Annotated in this window: 16 protein-coding genes; 7 read left to right on the top strand and 9 right to left on the bottom strand. The window is 60.6% G+C overall.

The features are described from left to right. The first annotated feature begins 353 nt into the window (after positions 1-353). Complete coding sequence (locus tag LIS66_RS04615; protein WP_064364424.1) at positions 354-1,328, top strand: 2-hydroxyacid dehydrogenase; 975 nt, start codon at positions 354-356, stop codon at positions 1,326-1,328. A gap of 149 nt (positions 1,329-1,477) precedes the next feature. After that, entirely contained in the window at positions 1,478-1,987 is a 510-nt protein-coding gene (locus LIS66_RS04610; RefSeq protein WP_064364425.1) for a DUF2165 domain-containing protein, read from the top strand. An 18-nt stretch (positions 1,988-2,005) separates the two neighbouring features. On the opposite strand, the gene LIS66_RS04605 is transcribed toward LIS66_RS04610, so the two are convergent. Next, positions 2,006-2,908, bottom strand: a complete 903-nt coding sequence (locus LIS66_RS04605; protein ID WP_227973721.1) for a DMT family transporter — start codon at positions 2,906-2,908, stop codon at positions 2,006-2,008. Between the two features lie 141 nt (positions 2,909-3,049). Between LIS66_RS04605 and LIS66_RS04600 the strand changes: the two genes are divergently transcribed. Continuing rightward, entirely contained in the window at positions 3,050-3,925 is an 876-nt protein-coding gene (locus LIS66_RS04600; protein WP_042607683.1) for a helix-turn-helix domain-containing protein, read from the top strand. Between the two features lie 198 nt (positions 3,926-4,123). Here the strand turns inward: LIS66_RS04600 and LIS66_RS04595 are convergent, their stop codons facing one another. The 6 genes from LIS66_RS04595 to LIS66_RS04570 all read right to left on the bottom strand — a co-directional run bounded on the left by LIS66_RS04595 (position 4,124) and on the right by LIS66_RS04570 (position 10,514). Continuing rightward, entirely contained in the window at positions 4,124-6,553 is a 2,430-nt protein-coding gene (locus tag LIS66_RS04595) for a TonB-dependent siderophore receptor (protein WP_227973720.1), read from the bottom strand. 195 nt (positions 6,554-6,748) lie between these two features. Next, complete coding sequence (locus LIS66_RS04590; protein ID WP_227973719.1) at positions 6,749-7,738, bottom strand: FecR family protein; 990 nt, start codon at positions 7,736-7,738, stop codon at positions 6,749-6,751. Then, complete coding sequence (locus LIS66_RS04585; protein WP_065615825.1) at positions 7,735-8,301, bottom strand: RNA polymerase sigma factor; 567 nt, start codon at positions 8,299-8,301, stop codon at positions 7,735-7,737. Before LIS66_RS04585 ends, LIS66_RS04590 begins: the two co-directional genes overlap by 4 nt. 1 nt (position 8,302) lies before the next feature. Further along, positions 8,303-8,629, bottom strand: coding sequence for a DUF3325 domain-containing protein (locus LIS66_RS04580; protein WP_083354250.1), 327 nt, complete (start codon positions 8,627-8,629; stop codon positions 8,303-8,305). Beyond that, a complete protein-coding gene (locus LIS66_RS04575) occupies positions 8,629-10,212 on the bottom strand; it encodes a PepSY-associated TM helix domain-containing protein (protein ID WP_227973718.1) in 1,584 nt (527 codons plus the stop codon). Before LIS66_RS04575 ends, LIS66_RS04580 begins: the two co-directional genes overlap by 1 nt. Then, complete coding sequence (locus LIS66_RS04570) at positions 10,209-10,514, bottom strand: DUF3649 domain-containing protein (protein ID WP_042607677.1); 306 nt, start codon at positions 10,512-10,514, stop codon at positions 10,209-10,211. The genes LIS66_RS04575 and LIS66_RS04570 overlap by 4 nt, the downstream gene beginning before the upstream one ends. Positions 10,515-10,702: 188 nt before the next feature. Between LIS66_RS04570 and LIS66_RS04565 the strand changes: the two genes are divergently transcribed. The 3 genes from LIS66_RS04565 to fecA all read left to right on the top strand — a co-directional run bounded on the left by LIS66_RS04565 (position 10,703) and on the right by fecA (position 14,598). After that, positions 10,703-11,191: a sigma-70 family RNA polymerase sigma factor gene (locus LIS66_RS04565; protein WP_042607676.1), complete on the top strand. Its 489-nt coding sequence runs from the start codon at positions 10,703-10,705 to the stop codon at positions 11,189-11,191. Next, positions 11,188-12,120, top strand: coding sequence for a DUF4880 domain-containing protein (locus tag LIS66_RS04560; protein ID WP_227973717.1), 933 nt, complete (start codon positions 11,188-11,190; stop codon positions 12,118-12,120). The genes LIS66_RS04565 and LIS66_RS04560 overlap by 4 nt, the downstream gene beginning before the upstream one ends. 144 nt (positions 12,121-12,264) lie before the next feature. Beyond that, a complete protein-coding gene (fecA, locus tag LIS66_RS04555; protein ID WP_227973716.1) occupies positions 12,265-14,598 on the top strand; it encodes a TonB-dependent Fe(3+) dicitrate receptor FecA in 2,334 nt (777 codons plus the stop codon). A gap of 391 nt (positions 14,599-14,989) precedes the next feature. On the opposite strand, the gene LIS66_RS04550 is transcribed toward fecA, so the two are convergent. After that, on the bottom strand, positions 14,990-15,397 hold the full coding sequence (locus LIS66_RS04550) for an HPF/RaiA family ribosome-associated protein (RefSeq protein WP_016771629.1): 408 nt from the start codon (positions 15,395-15,397) through the stop codon (positions 14,990-14,992). A gap of 200 nt (positions 15,398-15,597) precedes the next feature. Further along, positions 15,598-16,545: a LysR substrate-binding domain-containing protein gene (locus tag LIS66_RS04545; RefSeq protein WP_065615820.1), complete on the bottom strand. Its 948-nt coding sequence runs from the start codon at positions 16,543-16,545 to the stop codon at positions 15,598-15,600. 135 nt (positions 16,546-16,680) lie between these two features. Between LIS66_RS04545 and LIS66_RS04540 the strand changes: the two genes are divergently transcribed. Next, positions 16,681-18,057, top strand: a complete 1,377-nt coding sequence (locus LIS66_RS04540; RefSeq protein ID WP_227973715.1) for an L-serine ammonia-lyase — start codon at positions 16,681-16,683, stop codon at positions 18,055-18,057. The last annotated feature ends 27 nt before the right edge of the window (positions 18,058-18,084 follow it).

Genomic DNA, 18,084 nt, shown 5'->3' with positions numbered 1-18,084 from the left:
AGGCTGAGTGGAGGGATTGATCCGGGGGTGGGAGCGCAGCGACCGTTTGGCGCAGCCAAACACAGCGAGTGTAGGTGCAGCGAAGCAAACCGGAGCCGCTGCGCCCGGATCGATCCCGCAGCGAAGGAACCCGAGCCTGCGAGGGCCGAACGCAGGAGCAAGCCTTTTGGGTTACCTTTTTGGCGTTTGAAAAAGGTGACCCGCCGTAAGGGCGGAACCGTAATCAGCAACACCCGCAAAAACGGATATACACCCAAACCACCCAAGGCATGGTCGGCCCAGAGGCCGCCAAGACAACCCGAGCGAGAAAATGTTAGCGTGCTTGCAATCAAGCCCCGACGAGCCCAAGCCCAATGAAAAAAACAGTCCTGGCCTTCAGCCGCATCACCCCGCCCATGATCGAACGCCTGCAAGACGAATTCGACGTCATCGTCCCCAACCCCAAGACTGGTGACATCAACGCCCAGTTCAACGAAGCGCTGCCCCACGCCCACGGCCTCATTGGCGTCGGTCGCAAACTCGGCCGCGCGCAACTGGAATCCGCGACCAAACTCGAAGTGGTCTCAAGCGTCTCCGTCGGCTACGACAACTACGACCTCGACTACTTCAACGAACGCGGGATCATGCTCACCAACACCCCCGACGTGCTCACCGAAAGCACCGCCGACCTCGCCTTTGCGCTGATCATGAGCAGCGCCCGCCGCGTTGCCGAACTCGACGCCTGGACCAAGGCCGGCCAATGGCAAGCCAGTGTCGGCGCGCCGCTGTTCGGCAGTGATGTGCACGGCAAGACCCTCGGCATTGTCGGCATGGGCAACATCGGCGCCGCCGTCGCCCGCCGTGGCCGCTTCGGCTTCAACATGCCGATCATCTACAGCGGCAACAGCCGCAAGAGCGAACTGGAACAGGAACTCGGCGCGCAGTTCCGCAGCCTCGATCAACTGCTCGCCGAAGCCGACTTCGTCTGCCTGGTAGTACCGCTCAGCGACAAGACCCGCCACCTGATCAGCCATCGCGAGCTGGCGCTGATGAAGCCGAGTGCAATCCTGGTCAACATCTCTCGCGGCCCGGTGGTTGACGAACCGGCGCTGATCGAAGCCCTGCAAAACAACCGCATCCGCGGTGCCGGGCTGGACGTCTACGAGAAAGAACCGCTGGCCGAATCGCCGCTGTTCCAGCTGAAAAACGCCGTCACCCTGCCGCACATCGGCTCGGCCACCACCGAGACCCGTGAAGCGATGGCCAATCGCGCATTGGCCAACTTGCGCAGCGCGCTGCTCGGCGAACGACCGCAGGATCTGGTCAACCCCCAAGTCTGGCGCGGCTGAAAAAAGGGGCCAGCGTAGTGTTGCGCTGGCCCTTGATTCATTCTCCCTACATAACTTGCAACCGAACAATAAAGCCATACCAACTAACTGCACTATAAGCTCTCGGGAATTATCAACTTATTGATTAATTGCCATGGAGAGCCAATCCCGTGAACACCCTGACCACCGACAAACTCATTCGTTACAGCAAAGTCATCTTGATGACTTATATAAGTTTCTTTGGCCTGCTGGTGATGATCCACAATTTCACCGACTATGAGTCCAACTACACTTACGTCGCGCACATCCTGAGCATGGACACCACCAATGCCAGTGAAAACATCATGTACCGGGCGATTGACTCACCCATGATCCATCACCGGATCTACTGGTTCATCATCACCATGGAAGTAACTTACACGGTGCTGTGCCTGATCGGCACTTACCAGTTATATCGCTACGTCGATGCATCGGCCGCGGAATTTCATGAAGCCAAGAAGTTTTCGATCATGGGCATATTGGTTGCCATCTTCATTTACTACGTGTGCCTGCAAACGGTCGGCGTCGAATGGTTCGACATGGACACTTCGCAATCATGGAACGCCAAAGACTGGGCAAGACATATTGTCGACTTCATCTTCCCGGTGATGATTTACATCACATTGAAAGTTGAGCGCTGAACAGCAGCGCTCGTTCTATCAGGCCAACTTCCCCTGCCCTGCTGACAACAGCGTTTTCGGTTTACGAAACACCAACACGTTGCCCAGCATCACCAACACCAGCCCGACCAGCGCCGGCGCGGTCCATTGGTAACCTTCGGCAAACGCCGACACGTTCAGCGCCACCACCGGAAACAGCACTGTGCAGTAAGCCGCACGCTCCGGGCCCATGCGCCCGACCAGCGTCAGGTACGCGGTGAAGCCGATCACCGAGCCGGGAATCACCAGATACAGTAACGCGCCGACATAACGTGGTGACCAGTCCATCTCGAACGGGATGCCTTTGAGCAGACACCACACCGACAACATCGCCGCGCCATAGGCCATGCCCCAGGCGTTGGTGGTCAGCGGTCTGAGGCCAGCTTTCTGTTGCAAACTCGAGAGCATGTTGCCGGCCGAAAAACACAAGGTTCCGCACAACGCCAACCCGAGGCCGAGCAGGGTTTGCGGAGTGGCCTGATGCCCGGCCACCTCCGGCCAGAACAACAGTCCCAGACCGAACAGCCCGAGCGCGCCGCCCATCAATACATTGCGCGCAATGCGCTGGCCGAAGAACACCCGCGCATTCAGTGCGTTCCACAGCGTCGCGGTGGAAAACACCACCGCCACCAGTCCGCTGGGAATCCACTGACTGGCGGTCAGGAAACACATGAAATTGATGCAGAACAGACACGAACCCTGAGCCACGCAGATCAGATGCCCGCGACGGTCCATCGGCTGCAGGCGACGACTGAGCAGCAACAGCGCAAACAGGACCAGCGCAGCCAGGCCGAAGCGATAGACAATCGACACCGGAATTTCGACCACGCCCAATTGCCATTTCAAGGCAATCCACGTGGTTCCCCAGATCAGCACGGTCAGCAGGTACAACGACAGGTTCATGGCAGACGCTCCTCAAACAGGCCTTGAGTGTCTGCCTCGATCGCCCATGCACGCTTGCAGAATCTTGCGCTTTTGTCCGCCAGCAGGCTGGCAGCGCCACGTCTACGGAGTAGGATGCGAAGGCGTTGAAGAGAACCGAACATGGCCGCCATCGATACCCTGCAAGTCTTTCAAGCCCTCAACCGCTCGCCGAACGCACGCCTCGTGCATAGCGCCGAGCTCGGTGACGGCTTGTCAGCGGCCTTGTGGACCAACCACCACGACGCCCAGGAATACGAAGCGCCGAGTCATCACACGCTGTCCTGCTACATCGCCGGCGGCACCGGTACATTCCGGCGCGGCCAGCCGGGCCGCAAGGGCGGGCCGGACAAGCTGTGCATCCTGCCGGCCGATCACGAGTCAGGCTGGGTGATCAACGGTGATATCCGCTTGGCGCACCTGTATTTCAGCGCCGAACAATTCGCCCTCGGTTGCGTGACGTTGCTCGATCGCGAACCCCGCGAGATGCAGTTGCGCGAACAGACCTTTCTCGAAGATCCGCAGCAGGCGCAGCGCTTCCGGCAGCTGCTGACGCTGAATTGGGAGGAGCCTGCCGAACGTCTGCTGACCAGTAGCCTCGCCCATGAATTGATCAGCCACACCTTGCTCAGTCAGGTCGGCGCGCGCCAGGGCTTGCGCTTGAAGGGCGGGCTGGCGCCGCATCAGCGCCGGCAGTTGGTGGAGTTCATCGACAATCAGTTGAGCGAAGCAATCAGCCTCGGCCAATTGGCCGGACTCTGCGCGTTATCGGAATACCACTTCGCCCGGATGTTTCGCGTGAGCTTCGGACTTCCACCGCATCAATATGTGCTGGCGCGGCGCTTGAGCCGGGCACGGGAATTGTTGCGCGGGACGACGTTGCCCTTGGGCGAGATTGCGCTGGCGTGCGGGTTTGCCAGTGCCAGTCATTTCACCAATCGGTTTCGCCAGGTTCTGGGTGGGACGCCGGGCGAGTATCGGCAGGCGTTTTTGCGGTGAGCCCATTCCCCTCACCCCAGCCCTCTCCCAGGGGGAGAGGGGGCCGACCGAGGTGTCTGGCGCTATACGTCGACCTGAAACACCGAATCGATTATGGATTCAAAGCATCACGTTCAAGGCGGTGTACCTCTGGAATATCCACGGTCAGTCCCCTCTCCCTCCGGGAGAGGGCTAGGGTGAGGGGCTTTTGACTTTGACTTAAAACTCCAGAGTGCTGGAAAGCGAAACCTGCCGCGAGTCCCCCATCGAGACAAAGAACCGGCTCGCTGATGACGTGTAGTAAGTGCGATCAAACAGGTTCTTCACGTTCAACTGAAACTTGACCTTCTGCCCTTCGACTCTGGTGTCGTAAGTGGCAAATGCATCAGCCACGGTGTAGCTCGGCAGATCGAAATCATTCACCGCGTTGCCGGCCCGCTCGCCGACATAACGTGCGCCGGCACCGACACGCAATTGATCGCCGCCAAACACATTGCCGAAGTCGTACACCGCCGACAGCGACCCGGAATTCTTCGCGACGTTCTGCAGGCGCTTGCCTTTGTACTCAGGGTCCTCGGTGACTTCGGCATCGGTGTAGGCATAGCTGCCGATCAGGTTCCAGCGCTCGCTGAGTTGCCCGCTGACATCGACTTCCAGCCCGCGTGAACGCACTTCGCCTGCCGCACTGTAAATCGTCGTCGGACCTTCGGAGTTGGCCACCAGCACGTTGCGCTTCTTGATATCGAACAACGCGATATTGCCGGTGATGCTACCCGGCATTTCCAGTCGCGCCCCCAGCTCCCAGGACTTGGCTTCCTCCGGCGCGATACTGCCGTCGAGTACCGTGCTGCTGCCGCTCAGCGGGGCGATGGTCGAGTTGGGTTTGAACGATTCGGTGTAGCTGCCGTAGAACGACAAAGCGTCGGTGTAGCGATAGACCAGACCGGCGCGCGGCACCCACTTCTGCCCGTTGCTGTCGGTATTGGCCTTGAACGGCACGCCTTTGCCGGCGTACTGGTCGTACTCCTGAAAGCGTCCTCCGGCGACCAGAATCCACTGCTCGTTGAGGTGAATCGAATCCTGCAGGAACACCGAATCGCTGCGCAGCTCATCGGTCTGTGCGCTGTCGGGCGCACTCACGGTGGTGCCCATCACTTCGCGGCCATACACCGGATTGAGGTAGCTGAAGGTGCTCAGGCTTTTTTGCCGAATCAAGTCTTCGCGGTAGATCTTGCGGTACTCGTCATCGACGCCGAATACCAGGTCGTGCTGCATGCCCAGTACATTGACTTTGCCTTCGAGGCTGGCGGTGGTGAAACGGTCGGTGCTGATCGCATTCCGGGTGCCGTCCATGCTGCGCGTCAGTGTGCCGTTGCGGGTATTGATGGCGGTAACGCGGACCTGGCTGGCGTCATAGGTTTCGCGGTTCCAGCTGTAGCCGAAGTGGGCTTTCCAGTCGTCGTTGAGTTCGTGGTCGGCTTCGAAATGGTACAGATCCGAGCGCCCTTCCATGTCGTTGAACGGCTCATCGAGACGCTCCTTGCGCGAGATATCCAGCGGATGATTGGTGCGCGGATCGATCAAGGTGCCACGGTCGAACGGGGTGAGAAATTCGCGGTGCTCGTAGGCAAACAGCAGCTTGGTGCGTTCGCCGTACCAGGCCAGCGACGGCGCGATCAGGGTCTCGCGGTGGGTGCCGAAGTTGCGCCAGTAATCTTCGTCTTCATGATCGACGATCATGCGATAGGCGAAGCCGGAGTCGCCCAGCGCACCGGTGCTGTCAAAGGCGCCGCCGCTGCCGTTCTTGCCGTCACCATAGGTCGAACCCCGCAGAGTCAAAGCGTTGTACTGGGTCAGTTCCGGCTTCTTGCTGACCAGATTGACCACACCGCCAGGATCCTGAATCCCGTAGAGCAACGAGGCCGGGCCCTTGAGCACTTCGACGCGGTCCACGCTGGCGTTCATGCCGCGGCCCTGCACCAGCGGCATGCCATCGCGCATGATCGAGCCATTGCGGTTGTCGCCGAAACCGCGGGTCATCACCGAATCCTGCGTACTGCCCAAGGTGTTGCCCTGAGTGATGCCACTGACATTGGCCAGCGCGTCGTCGAGATTGCGCGGCGCCTGATCACGAATGACCTGCGCCGGGATGACATTGACGGTCTGCGGAATTTCTTGCAGCGACGCCGATGAGCGCATCACCGAACTGGTTTCCGGCGGCTGATAACTCAGCGATTCATCGCGCGTTGAGGTGATCGTTGTAGCGTCGAGATTGAGCGCGCCTTCGGTCGGTGCCGGCTCCAGTGCCAGGGTGTGACTGTCAGTGCGGCGAAAGCTCAGGCCGGAGTTGCCGAGCAGGCGTTGCAGGGCCTGCTCGGCGCTCATCTGCCCGTTGACTGCCGGAGCATTGAGGCCGAACGGCGCTTCGTCGGTGTAGACCACGCTTTGCCCGGTCACGCGGCTGAAATCGCTCAGGGCTTGCGGCAGCGGTTTGGCGGCGAGGGCGAAATTGAATTGCTGTTGCGCCTGATTGCTCACTGCTTCTGCCGCCAGCGCCATGCTCATCGGCAACGCTGCCAACGCGGAAAAACTTAACGCCGACACGCTTAACCACTGTTTGACCGAACCGGATTTTGCCCTGGACTTCATTGCTCAATGACCTGTGTAGAACCGCAACGGATGCGAATGGCTCGCAGTTTCAGTCACTACACGGATGGGGCCCGGAGTTACCTCACCATAAATCGAAAATAATTTTGAAGATCAAAAGATCGCAGCCTTCGGCAGCTCCTACAGGGGAACGCATTCCAATGTAGGAGCTGCCGAAGGCTGCGATCTTTTGCTGCCTCAGCGCAAAATGATCAGGTGCCCCAACACCCGATGCTGCTCAAACCCCAACACTCCCTGCAGCGAATTCAGCACCGCCTGCGGGTCCTTGCTCGGAAAGCTGCCGCTGACCTTGCGCGCTGCCAGGTCATCGTTGAGCAGCACAATTCGCCCCGGGTAATAGCGGCGCAGATCCTCGACCACATCAGCCAACGTGGTTTTGTAGTAAGTCAGCCAACCCTGACGCCAGGCCAGTTGTGCGTCACTGTCCACGGCATGCAGTTTTTCCGCCGTGCCGTTGGCATAGGCAACTTGCTGGCCGGCAGTGAGAATCTGCTGTTCGCCATGCTCATCCGCCGTCACCGCGACACGCCCGGACAACACCGTGACCTGCGCGCCGTGAGGTTGCCGGCGCACTTCGAACTGCGTGCCGAGTACCCGCGCTTCGCCCTGCTCCGCCGCCACCACAAACGGCTCGCCGGTGTGGCTGACGCTGAAGAAACCGGCGCCACGGATCAACTGCACGCGGCGCTGACCGTGGCTGAAATCCACGGCAATCGCACTATCAGCATCCAGCGTCACTTGCGACTGGTCGACCAAGGTCACCGTGCGGATTTCACCGGGCGCCGAGACATGATCGGCGCGCAGATCGTCGAGCCAGCGCTGCGCTTGCCAGCCGGTGCCGAGGCTGACCATCAGCAGCAGACACGCGGCCACCGCCAGCGCCCCAGACCAACGCAACAATGGCGAACGCCGTGGCGCATCCATCGCCTGCAGATAACCTTGCAACGCGAACGCCTCTTCATCGGCCAGCGTGCGCGCTGGGGCTTCGCTGAGTTCCCAGATCACCTGCGCCTGCGCATACGCCTCGGCGTGGGCGGGATCGGCGCGCAGCCATTGGCTGAAGGTCAATTGATCGCCAGTGCTCGGGCGGTCGTGCAACAGGCTCAGCCAGGCCAGTGCGGCCTGCTCCTGGGCCGGTGTCGGTGTGATCGGAGTGGATGGCTTCACGGTGCTTTCCCTGGCAGGCGTGGCGCGGGGTCGCGCAGGCTGGCTTTGCAGGCCTCGAGGGCGCGCATCATATGTTTTTCCACGGCACTTTGGGACAGCCCCATGACCTTGGCGATTTCGGCGTACTTGCGCCCGTGAATGCGATTGAGCAGAAAAATCTGCCGCGTGCGTTCGGGCAACGCACGCAACGCGGCTTCGACATGGCGCAGATCGTTGCCGGCTTCGAGGGCGGCCTGGGGTTCGCTGCCGTAGCTGTCGGGTTCGTCCGGCAGCCAGCCTTCGTTGACCCGCGTGCGCGTGCCTTCACTGCGAAGATGATCGATGGCGATGTTGCCGGCGCAGCGCAGCAGATAAGTGCTGAGTTCTTCGACCTGGACCAGCGGCCGCCGCCAGAAGCGCAAAAACAGGTCCTGGACCAGATCCGCCGCCGTTGCCCGACAACCGACGCGCCGGCTCACCAGCGCTTCCATTTGCGCACGCTGGGACAGAAACACCTGGAGAAAATGCGCACGCGCGCCACGCGCTTCATCATCACGCGATTCCGGCGGCAGACCGATCAGCACTTCAGCACTGCGCCCATGCCGCAACCGGGCTGGCCAATAGGCTCAACCCGGCCAGTGCCAAGGCCAGACGCGGGCGATACGGCAGCAACAGCACCAGTGCCAAAGCGCTGAGCATCAGCACCGCGAACCAGTCGACCAGACCAAAGCTCCAGCCATTGGCTGCGACCGCCGCCCACAGCGACAGCGCCAGCAACAGCCATCCCGCCAACGACATCGCTCGCTGCCGTCCAGTCGAAGGTTTGGCGCCGAGCAATTCAGCGTGATGGCGAGGCATCGACAGACACAATGCGGTGAAGCCGGCGTAGGTGAGTAACAGGGCCAGCAGCATCAGTTGGCACTCTGTTCAAGGGTAATCGACCGAGGCGATGACTTTACTTCGCGAACGCTGACGCGGTTGCCGGCACGCTGCATCTTGCGCGCAGCCCAACCCAGAAAAAGTCCGGTCGCAAGGCAGGTCAGATCGAACCCGGCCAGTGCCCAGTCGTGCTGTATCAGGGTCGCGCCAAGATTCCACGGCGTAGTCAGCGCATTGATCAGCGGCACCGCGATAAACAGCGCGGCGCCGAGCGTCAGCTGTTCGATCCAGGCCTTGCGGCCCGGACGCAACACCGCATGCACCAGGCTCAGGCCCCAGGCAATGAAGAACGCATTCACTTCCCAGTCGGCCCGTCCCGTCAGACTCACCGGCAACAACCGATTGGCCAAAAAGAATACCGCCACCCCCGACACCAGCCCGGCCATGCTGGCAATATTAAGCACTTCGACCAAACGCAATTCGAACGGCAGCGCTGCGCTTTTTGCGTGCTTGAGCTGACGCTTGCCCAGCCAGATCACCAGCCCGGTGCCGATCATCGCCGTGCCGGCCAGTCCGCAGATGAAATACAGCCAGCGCAACAGCGGCCCAGCGAAATGGCCCATGTGCAGACCGTAGAATGCGCCACCCACCGCCATCGCCATGGGTTGATCGTGGGTACTGCTCAGAAGCTGCCCAGTGACGCCGTTGAACGTCACCGCCCGGCCGAAATCATGCACCACTTGATCGCCTGCGCGGGACAGCACCACCGTGGCGCTGGCATCGCCCGGATTGCTCACCGACAGGCGCGCGGTGTGGCCGCCCGACCACTGCTCGCTGGCCTTGGCAAGTAGCGGAGCCATGGCGGTCAGCGGCGCGGCGATATCAGCACGTTCCGGCGTCTTCGAGGCGGGAAAGACTTCGTCGTAAAACTTGCGCACGTCACTGCCGTAAGAGGCAACGATGCTCGCCGGCATGACCATCGACATGAAAATCACCAGGCTGCTGTAGGTGATCATCAAGTGAAACGGCAGCACCAGCACACCCACCGCGTTATGCCCGTCGAGCCAGGAACGCTGGCCCTTGCGCGGGCGAAAGGTGAAGAAGTCCTTGAAGATTTTCTTGTGGGTGATGATGCCGCTGATCAACGCGACGAACATCACCATCGCAGCGATGGTCGCCAGCCAGCGGCCCCACGGATAAGGCATCTGCAACTGGAAGTGGAAGCGGTAGAAGAACTCGCCGCCCATGCTTTCGCGGCCCTGTACTTCGGCCCCGCTCTGGGCGTCGAGGGTCCTGGATTCGAAGCGACCGCGCTCCCCGGGCTTGCCCGGTGCCTGCTGCCAGCGCACGGTAAGGCCGGGATCGCGGGCATCGGGCAAATCGATCAGCCAGCACGAGGCGCCGGTGGCGTGTTGCTGCAGATAGTTTTGCGCCAGGGTCAGGCTCGCTTCGGCATCGAGTGGATGCGCAGCCATTTCCGGCTGCATCCAGTGACTGATTTCGTCTTTGAAGTAAGCCAGCGTTCCGGTGAAAAAGATCGCGAACAGCAACCAGCCGAACACCAGTCCGGCCCAGGTGTGCAGCCAGGCCATCGCCTGGCGGAAACCCTCTTTCATGCCAGCCCCAGACCGCGCGCGACACCGGAAATGGTGGCGAGAATCACGCTCGGCACCAGCAAGCCGACCCATGCCGACCATGCGCTGCGGCAGGCAAAGCACCAGAGCACTGCGACCAGATAGACGAGAAAGGACACGGTCATGCCGGTGACCACGGCTTCAGCGCGGTTCAACGGCAGCCACAGCGTCAGGGTGACACTGGCCAGCGCCGCGACCAGATAGCCGCCGAAAACCGCCGCCAGCACTCGCGAAGTGACGGCCAGACGATAGGACATGGGAAGCGTGGCGAGTTTGCCTTTCATGTTTCGACCCTGAAACGAAAAACGTTCGGCCGACAAGCCGAATCTACAGGCGAGCAATATTAATGATAAATATTCTCATACGCAAAAGCATCTGATTGCCGGACACGGTCCCCAGCCCCTACAATGCGAACCGTTCTTGTTCTCTAACGCACGTTCTCTACGCAAGCATTGCGTCCGGAGTCATTTCGTTGCCGCCCGCCCATCCTGTCGAATCGCTCTATCACGCCCATCACAGTTGGCTCACCGGCTGGCTGCGACGCAAGCTCGGCTGCCCGGACAGCGCGGCGGATCTGGCTCAGGACACGTTCGTCAAAGTGCTCACCGCCCGCGAGCCGCCGGTGATCATCGAACCGCGCGCGTTTCTCACCACCTTGGCCAAGCGTGTGCTGTTCAACCATTACCGGCGGCAGGATCTGGAACGCGCCTACCTCGAGACGCTGGCGCAAATGCCCGAGATGGTCGCGCCGTCGGAAGAACACAAAGCGATCATCCTGCAGACGTTGCTCGAACTCGATGAGCTGCTCGACGGTTTGCCGCAGCCGATCAAACGCGCCTTCCTGCTCGCGCAGGTCGATGGCCTGACTTATCCACAGATCGCCGCTGAACTGGGTATCTCGATAGCCACGGTCAAACGCCATCTGAATAAAGCGGCGATGCGCTGCTATTTCGCTTTATGAATCGAGTGCCGGAATTTTCCGCTCAGGTCGCCGAACAGGCGGTCCACTGGCTGCTGGAAATGCAGCAGGGCACGCTCACCCCGCGCCAGCAACAGGCCTGGCAACAATGGCTGGATGCGCACAGCGAGCACCGCCGGGCGTGGGAGCACATGCAACGGGTCAACCAGCGCTTGCGCGGCGTGTCGTCACCCTTGGCCCACGCGGCGTTGAACGGGCCGAAGTCCGCCAGCCGTCGTCAGGCGCTGAAAATGCTGCTGATTTTCGGTGCCGGCTCAGCGGCGACCTGGGGCCTGCGCGAGCACACGCCGCTGCCGTCGCTGCTCGCCGATTACCGCACACCGGTCGGGCAGCGGCGCAAGATTGCCCTGGGCGGCGCCGATTCCTTGCAGCTCAATACCGCCAGCTCCGCCGATGTCGATAACGCGCAGCGCCAGATTCGTCTGCTTGAAGGCGAAATGCTCCTGAGCGCTGCGAGCCCGTTCGACATACACACGGCGCACGGCGTGTTGAAAAGCCAAGGGGCGCGTCTGAACGTGCGGCAGTTTGCCGATCGCACGCAGATCGCGCTGTTTGAAGGGCGAGTCGAACTCACCGCAAACCCGCGCGCGCCCCTGCTGCTGCCGGTCGCGCGGCAGTTGAGTTTTACTGCCAGCTCGGTCAGCGAGGCTAAACCGCTGGACGCCAACAGCGGCGCCTGGACCGATGGCATGCTGGTCGCCGCCCATATGCGCCTCGGCGATTTTCTCGAAGAGCTTGGCCGCTACCGGCGCGGTCAGTTGAGTTGCGCCAGCCAGGTCGCCGATCTGCTGATTTCCGGGACGTATCCGCTGGATGACAGTGAGCGGATTCTCGACCTGCTGGAAATCAGTTTGCCAGTGAAAGTGAGGCGCTTTACCCGATATTGGGTGAGCGTTGAAGCGCGGGTTTGAAAAGCAGGATCAAGAGATCGCAGCCTTCGGCGGCTCCTACAGAAGGTTGCGATCTTTTTATTTTCAAAAAAAATGAGCCGTTTTTCAGATCTGGCGTGACAGAGAAGGAAAGCCCCTTGATTCCACCTTCTCAGGATCATCCACATGCAGCCCACCCGCCTTACGCCACTGGCCCGCAGCCTGCGCAATCTACTGCTCGGCGCCAGCCTGAGTTTCACCGCCCTGCCCGCCGCGCTGGGCGCCGAGACCAAGGTCTATCACATTGCCCCGGCGTCGCTGGAAACCGCGCTCAACCAGTTTGGCCGTGAAGCCGGCGTGCTGATCTCCTTCGGTTCGCAAGTCACCAGCGGTGTGCAAAGCCGTGGTCTGGAAGGCAATTACACGACGCAGCAAGGTCTCGATGCATTGCTCGAAGGCACCGGCCTGCAAGCCCGCGCCGAGGGCGAAAATGCCTTCAGCCTGCAACCGCTGGGAGATTCCGCGCTTGAGTTGGGCACTTCGACCGTGGTCGGCGACTGGCTCGGCGATGCGGCGCAGGTCAATGTCTTCGAACACCCGGGCGCGCGTGATGTGATTCGCCGCGACGAATTCGAACGCCAGGGCGCGACGCAGGCCCGTGACGTGCTCAACCGCATCCCCGGCGTCAATGCGCCGGAGAACAACGGCACCGGCAGTCATGACATGGCGCTGAATTTCGGCATTCGCGGTTTGAATCCACGTCTGGCCGCGCGCTCGACAGTATTGATGGACGGCATTCCGGTGCCTTTCGCGCCGTACGGTCAGCCGCAGTTGTCGTTCGCGCCAATCAGCATGGGCAACATGGATGCCGTGGACGTGGTGCGCGGCGGTGGCGCCGTGCGTTACGGCCCGCAGAACGTCGGCGGCGTGGTCAACTTCGTGACCCGGGCAATCCCCGACGAGCCGACGGTCAAGGGTGGTTTCCAGACTGAAACCAGCCCGTCGTCGAGCCACGACGGTTTCAAGACCAGCGCCAATCTGCTGGCCGGCGGCACCAACGCCAACGGCCTGGGCGGCGCCTTGCTGTACTCCGGCACCCGTGGTGGTGACTGGCGTGAGCACAGCGATAGCGAGATCGACGACCTGATTCTCAAGGGCAAATACCAGCTCGACGAAGCCAACAGTTTCAACGCCATGGCCCAGTATTACGAAGGCAAGGCCGACATGCCCGGCGGTCTGAACGTCGCCGATTACGATGCCGATCCCTATCAGTCGACGCGCCCGAAAGACCAGTTCTGGGGGCGCCGGACGATGTTCAACTTCGGCTATCGCTATCAGGAAGATCGCCGCGAGTTCACCGCCAGCACCTTCTTCACCAAGACTTTGCGCAGCGGTTATCTGGATCAGGGCACGTTCCTTTCGCTGTCGCCACGGGAGTATTGGGTGCGTGGCCTGGAAACCCGCTTCGCCCAAGGCTTCGACCTGGGTCCGAGCAGCCATGAAGTCGGCGTCGGCTACCGCTACATCAACGAGGCGGGCCACGAACTGCGCTACCGCACGCCGATCAGCGCCAACGAATACCCGACCACCAGCAGCCGCAACGACCGCGATACCCGTGGCGGCACCGAGGCCAATGCGTTCTTCGTCGACGACCGTATCGACATCGGCAAATGGACCATCACCCCGGGCATACGTTACGAGATGATCGAGTCGCAGCAGACCAACAACCTGACCAACGTCAAATACAAGGGCGACTACAACACCGCGCTGCCGGCGCTGAACGTGCTCTATCACCTGACCGACAGCTGGAACCTGTACGCCAACACCGAAGGCTCGTTCGGCAGCGTGCAGTACAGTCAGATGCCCAACCGCGTGAGCAGCGGCGAGGTGAAACCGGAAAAGGCCCGCACCTGGGAACTCGGCACGCGTTATGACAATGGTGCCCTGCGCGCGGAAATCGGCGCATTCCTGATCAACTTCGATAACCAGTACGAAAGCAACCAGACCAACGATTCGGTGATCGCCCGCGGTGAAACCCGTCATCAAGGCATCGAGACCAGCGTCAATTACGCCCTCGATGACTTGAGTCCGGCGCTGGCCGGTTTCGATGTCTACGCCAGCTACGCTTATGTTGACGCGACTATCCGCGAAGACGGGCCGAACAAGGGCAATCGCGTGCCGTTCTCGTCGAAACACAAAGGCACGATTGGTGTCGGTTACACCGAAGGCCCTTTGAAGTTGAATCTGGATAGCAGTTTCCAGAGCGATCAGTTCGCCGACAACGCCAACACCTCGAAGGAAAGTGCCGATGGCAGCACCGGCAAGATACCGGGGTACATGCTGTTCAGCAGCCGCGCCGGGTATGACTTCGGGCCGCAGTTGGCGGATTTGAATGTGGCGGTAGGCGTGAAGAACATCTTCAACACGCAGTACTTCACGCGCTCGTTTGATGACAACAACAAGGGTAAGTATGTGGGTGAACCGCGGACGGTTTATGTGCAGACTTCTGTGGCGTTCTGAGGGTTGAAAAGCCCCTCACCCTAACCCTCTCCCTGAGGGAGAGGGGACTGATCGTGGGATGCTTGCGACGTACGCCGACCTGATTCTGCTTTGCCGAATCTATAATCGACTCGGTCTTTCAGGTCGATGTACCTCTTCAGACACCTCGGTCGGCCCTCTCCCCGAGAGGGGGAACTGATTGCGGGATGCTTCAGAAATTCATTGACCTGAAAGTACTTCACCGAACCCATAATCGACTCGGTTTTCCAGGTCGATATATCACGCAAGACACCCCGGTCGGCCCCCTCTCCCTCTGGGAGAGGGCTGGGGTGAGGGGCTTTTCTGCTACCAACAAAAAACGGGCCTGCATCAGCAGGCCCGTTCTCCTTGTGTGACTTGTGAAATCAGCGCATCAACTGTTGATGGCTGCCTGTTCGTTCTCGTCGAATTCTTCCGCCAGCAGCTTGTCGTTGGCCTTGCCGGTAAATGGCACTACCGCGGCGCGTGGTTTACCTCGCAGTTTGCCGAACAGATGATCCAGTTTGTGCTCGAGTTTTTCGGCAGCACCGTCGATCGCCTGTTCCAGCGAATCGGCCTTGTGGGTCACGGAAATCGGTTGGTGGCCTTTTGGCCGCGCTTCCAGTTGGCAGCGCAAGTCATGGGGACCTGGCTTCTCGCCGTTCTCGTCGCTCAGGTGGACTTCGACACGGGTCAGGTCTTCTTCATAACGGTCGAGCGTGCTCTCAATAGTTGTACGTACCCACTCCTCCAGTCGCTTACTGCTTTGAATATGGTTATCGCTGTTGACTTGGATTTGCATAGTTCATCCCTTATTTCAGCTAGCTCGCTGGAGGCCTTGAGTTGAATTTCCTGACCTCCTGGTTACAACAATCGGCCCGAGCGCCGAACATTTCAACCCCTGAAAAAAGAAAAATATTCATTCGCAAAAAAAGCCGGACAACCGAGCAAAGCGCTGCTAAGGTCGGGAGTTGGGTCGACCCGCTCCGCTGAAAAATCTACTCACATCTGCTGCTCATTCAGCGGGTGCAGACTGCGAAAAATCCCCGCCTCCTCCACCAGCCAATCGTGCACGGCACGTACGCCCGGATGGCTCAACGCCCCCGGCGCATACAGCAGCACGTAGCGTTTATGGTTAGGCACCGACAAGCCGAACGGCACGATCAGAGTGCCGCGTTCCAGCTCGTCGTTGAGCAGCGTGCGCCGGGCAATTGCCACGCCCATGCCGGCAATCGCCGCTTCGATGGTCAGGTGATTGCGATTGAACGTATGCCCGCGGCGCACATCGGCGCCTTCGAAGCCGATCGCATTCAAATAGAACTCCCATTCCGCGTATTCGTAACTGCCACGCCAGGCGGTGATGTCGTGCAGCAGCGGGAAATGCCCCAGATCCGCCGGCCCGTGCAACGGCGGTCGCCCACGCAGCAGGCTCGGCGCGCATACCGGAAATATCTGCTCGTCGAGCAAGGCTGTGGATAACAATCCGGGGTAACTGCCATCGTTGAGATCGATGGCCAGATCGAAATCGCCTTCGTGCAACGGCACGCTGCTGTCCTCCGCCACCAAGCGCAACTGGATGTCCGGAAAGCGTTGCTGCAAACGCGGCAGACGCGGCGTCAGCCACTTGCCGAGAAACGACGGAATCGAACGCAGCCGTAACGTCCCGCTGATCATCCCGGCATCCAGTCGGCGCAACTCCGCATCGATGCTGCCATAGGCTTCGTTGACAGTAATCGCCAGCCGCTGCCCCTGCGCGCTCAACTCAACGCCGCGCGCTCGCCGATGAAACAGGCGAAAGCCCAGGCGCTCTTCCAATTGGCGAATCTGCTGGCTGACCGCCCCCGGGGTGATGTGCAGCTCTTCGGCGCAGCGGGTGAACGACAGGTGCCGGGCCGCACAGGCAAATACCTGCAGCCAGACATAGGTCTGGGCATGCAATTGACGACTCATTGTTTAGTCCTGCTAAAGGCTGTCTTAGGAGGTTTCGTTGGTCACCTCGAACCGAGGCAGGCAGTATCGCCGACATTGCGCTTGTCCGACAAAAAATGGCAGCGATTCCTACTCCATTGCTTGTGAGGGTTTAGCATGGCTATCAGTGTTTTCGATCTATTCAAAGTCGGCATCGGCCCGTCCAGTTCCCATACCGTCGGCCCGATGCGCGCAGCGGCGACGTTTGCCCAGACCCTGATCGACCAGCATCTGCTCAATGACGTGCGACGGGTGGAAATCCGTTTGTATGGCTCGCTGTCGGCCACCGGCGTTGGCCATGCCACCGACCGCGCGACCGTCATGGGCCTGATGGGCGAGTGGCCGGACAGCATCGATCCCTCGACCATCGATCCACGCATCCAGCAACTGCGCGAAACCGGGCAACTGTCCCTCGCCGGTCAGCGTTCGATTGCTTTCGATTGGCAGAGTGATCTGCTGCTGCTCGACGAGAGCCTGCCCTACCACCCCAACGCCATGTCGCTGACCGCCTTTGGCGAAAGCGCCGAGTTGTTCACGCAAACCTATTACTCGGTGGGCGGCGGTTTCATCGTCGAAGCCGCTGAAGCCGAGTCAGGCGTGGCGCCGACCAGTGACGTGGTGTTGCCGTACGACTTTTCCAGCGCCGCCGAACTGCTCGCCCTGTGCAAGCAACACAATCTGCGCGTGTCCGAATTGATGATGGCCAACGAGCGCGCCTGGCGCAGCGATGCCGAGATTCGCCAAGGCCTGCTGCACATCTGGTCGGTGATGCGCGAATGCGTCGAACAAGGTCTGCGCCACGAAGGCATCCTGCCCGGCGGTCTGAAAGTGCCGCGCCGCGCAGCGAAACTGCACCGCAGCCTTTTGGAAATCGGCAAACCGAATGTGATCAGTTCGACTTTGTCGGCAATGGAATGGGTCAACCTGTTCGCCCTCGCCGTCAACGAAGAAAACGCCGCGGGCGGGCGCATGGTCACCGCGCCGACCAACGGCGCCGCCGGGATCATTCCGGCCGTTCTGCACTACTACATGAAATTCAATCCGGATGCGTCTGACGATGACGTCGTTGCGTTCTTTCTCGGCGCAGCCGCCGTCGGCATTTTGTGCAAGAAAAATGCGTCGATCTCTGGCGCCGAGGTCGGTTGCCAAGGCGAAGTCGGCTCCGCTTGTGCGATGGCCGCCGCCGGCCTGGCCGACGTACTCGGGGCAACGCCAGAGCAATTGGAAAACGCTGCCGAAATCGGCCTTGAGCATAACCTGGGTCTGACCTGCGATCCGGTCGGCGGCCTGGTGCAAGTGCCGTGCATCGAGCGCAATGCGATCGCGGCGGTGAAGGCGATCAATGCCACGCAAATGGCCCTGCGCGGCGATGGCAATCACTTCATCTCGCTCGACCGGGTGATCCGCACCATGCGCGACACCGGCGCCGACATGCACGACAAGTACAAGGAAACCTCGCGGGGCGGGCTGGCCGTGAACTGGGTGGAGTGCTGATTGACCTGACTGCACCGTCAGCGGTCG

The organism is Pseudomonas sp. HN2, from assembly GCF_020736465.1.
In the GTDB taxonomy this organism is placed as follows: domain Bacteria; phylum Pseudomonadota; class Gammaproteobacteria; order Pseudomonadales; family Pseudomonadaceae; genus Aquipseudomonas; species Aquipseudomonas moraviensis_A.
The sequence above is the reverse complement of the archived record's forward strand: the minus strand, read 5'-3'. Positions and strand labels throughout refer to the sequence as shown.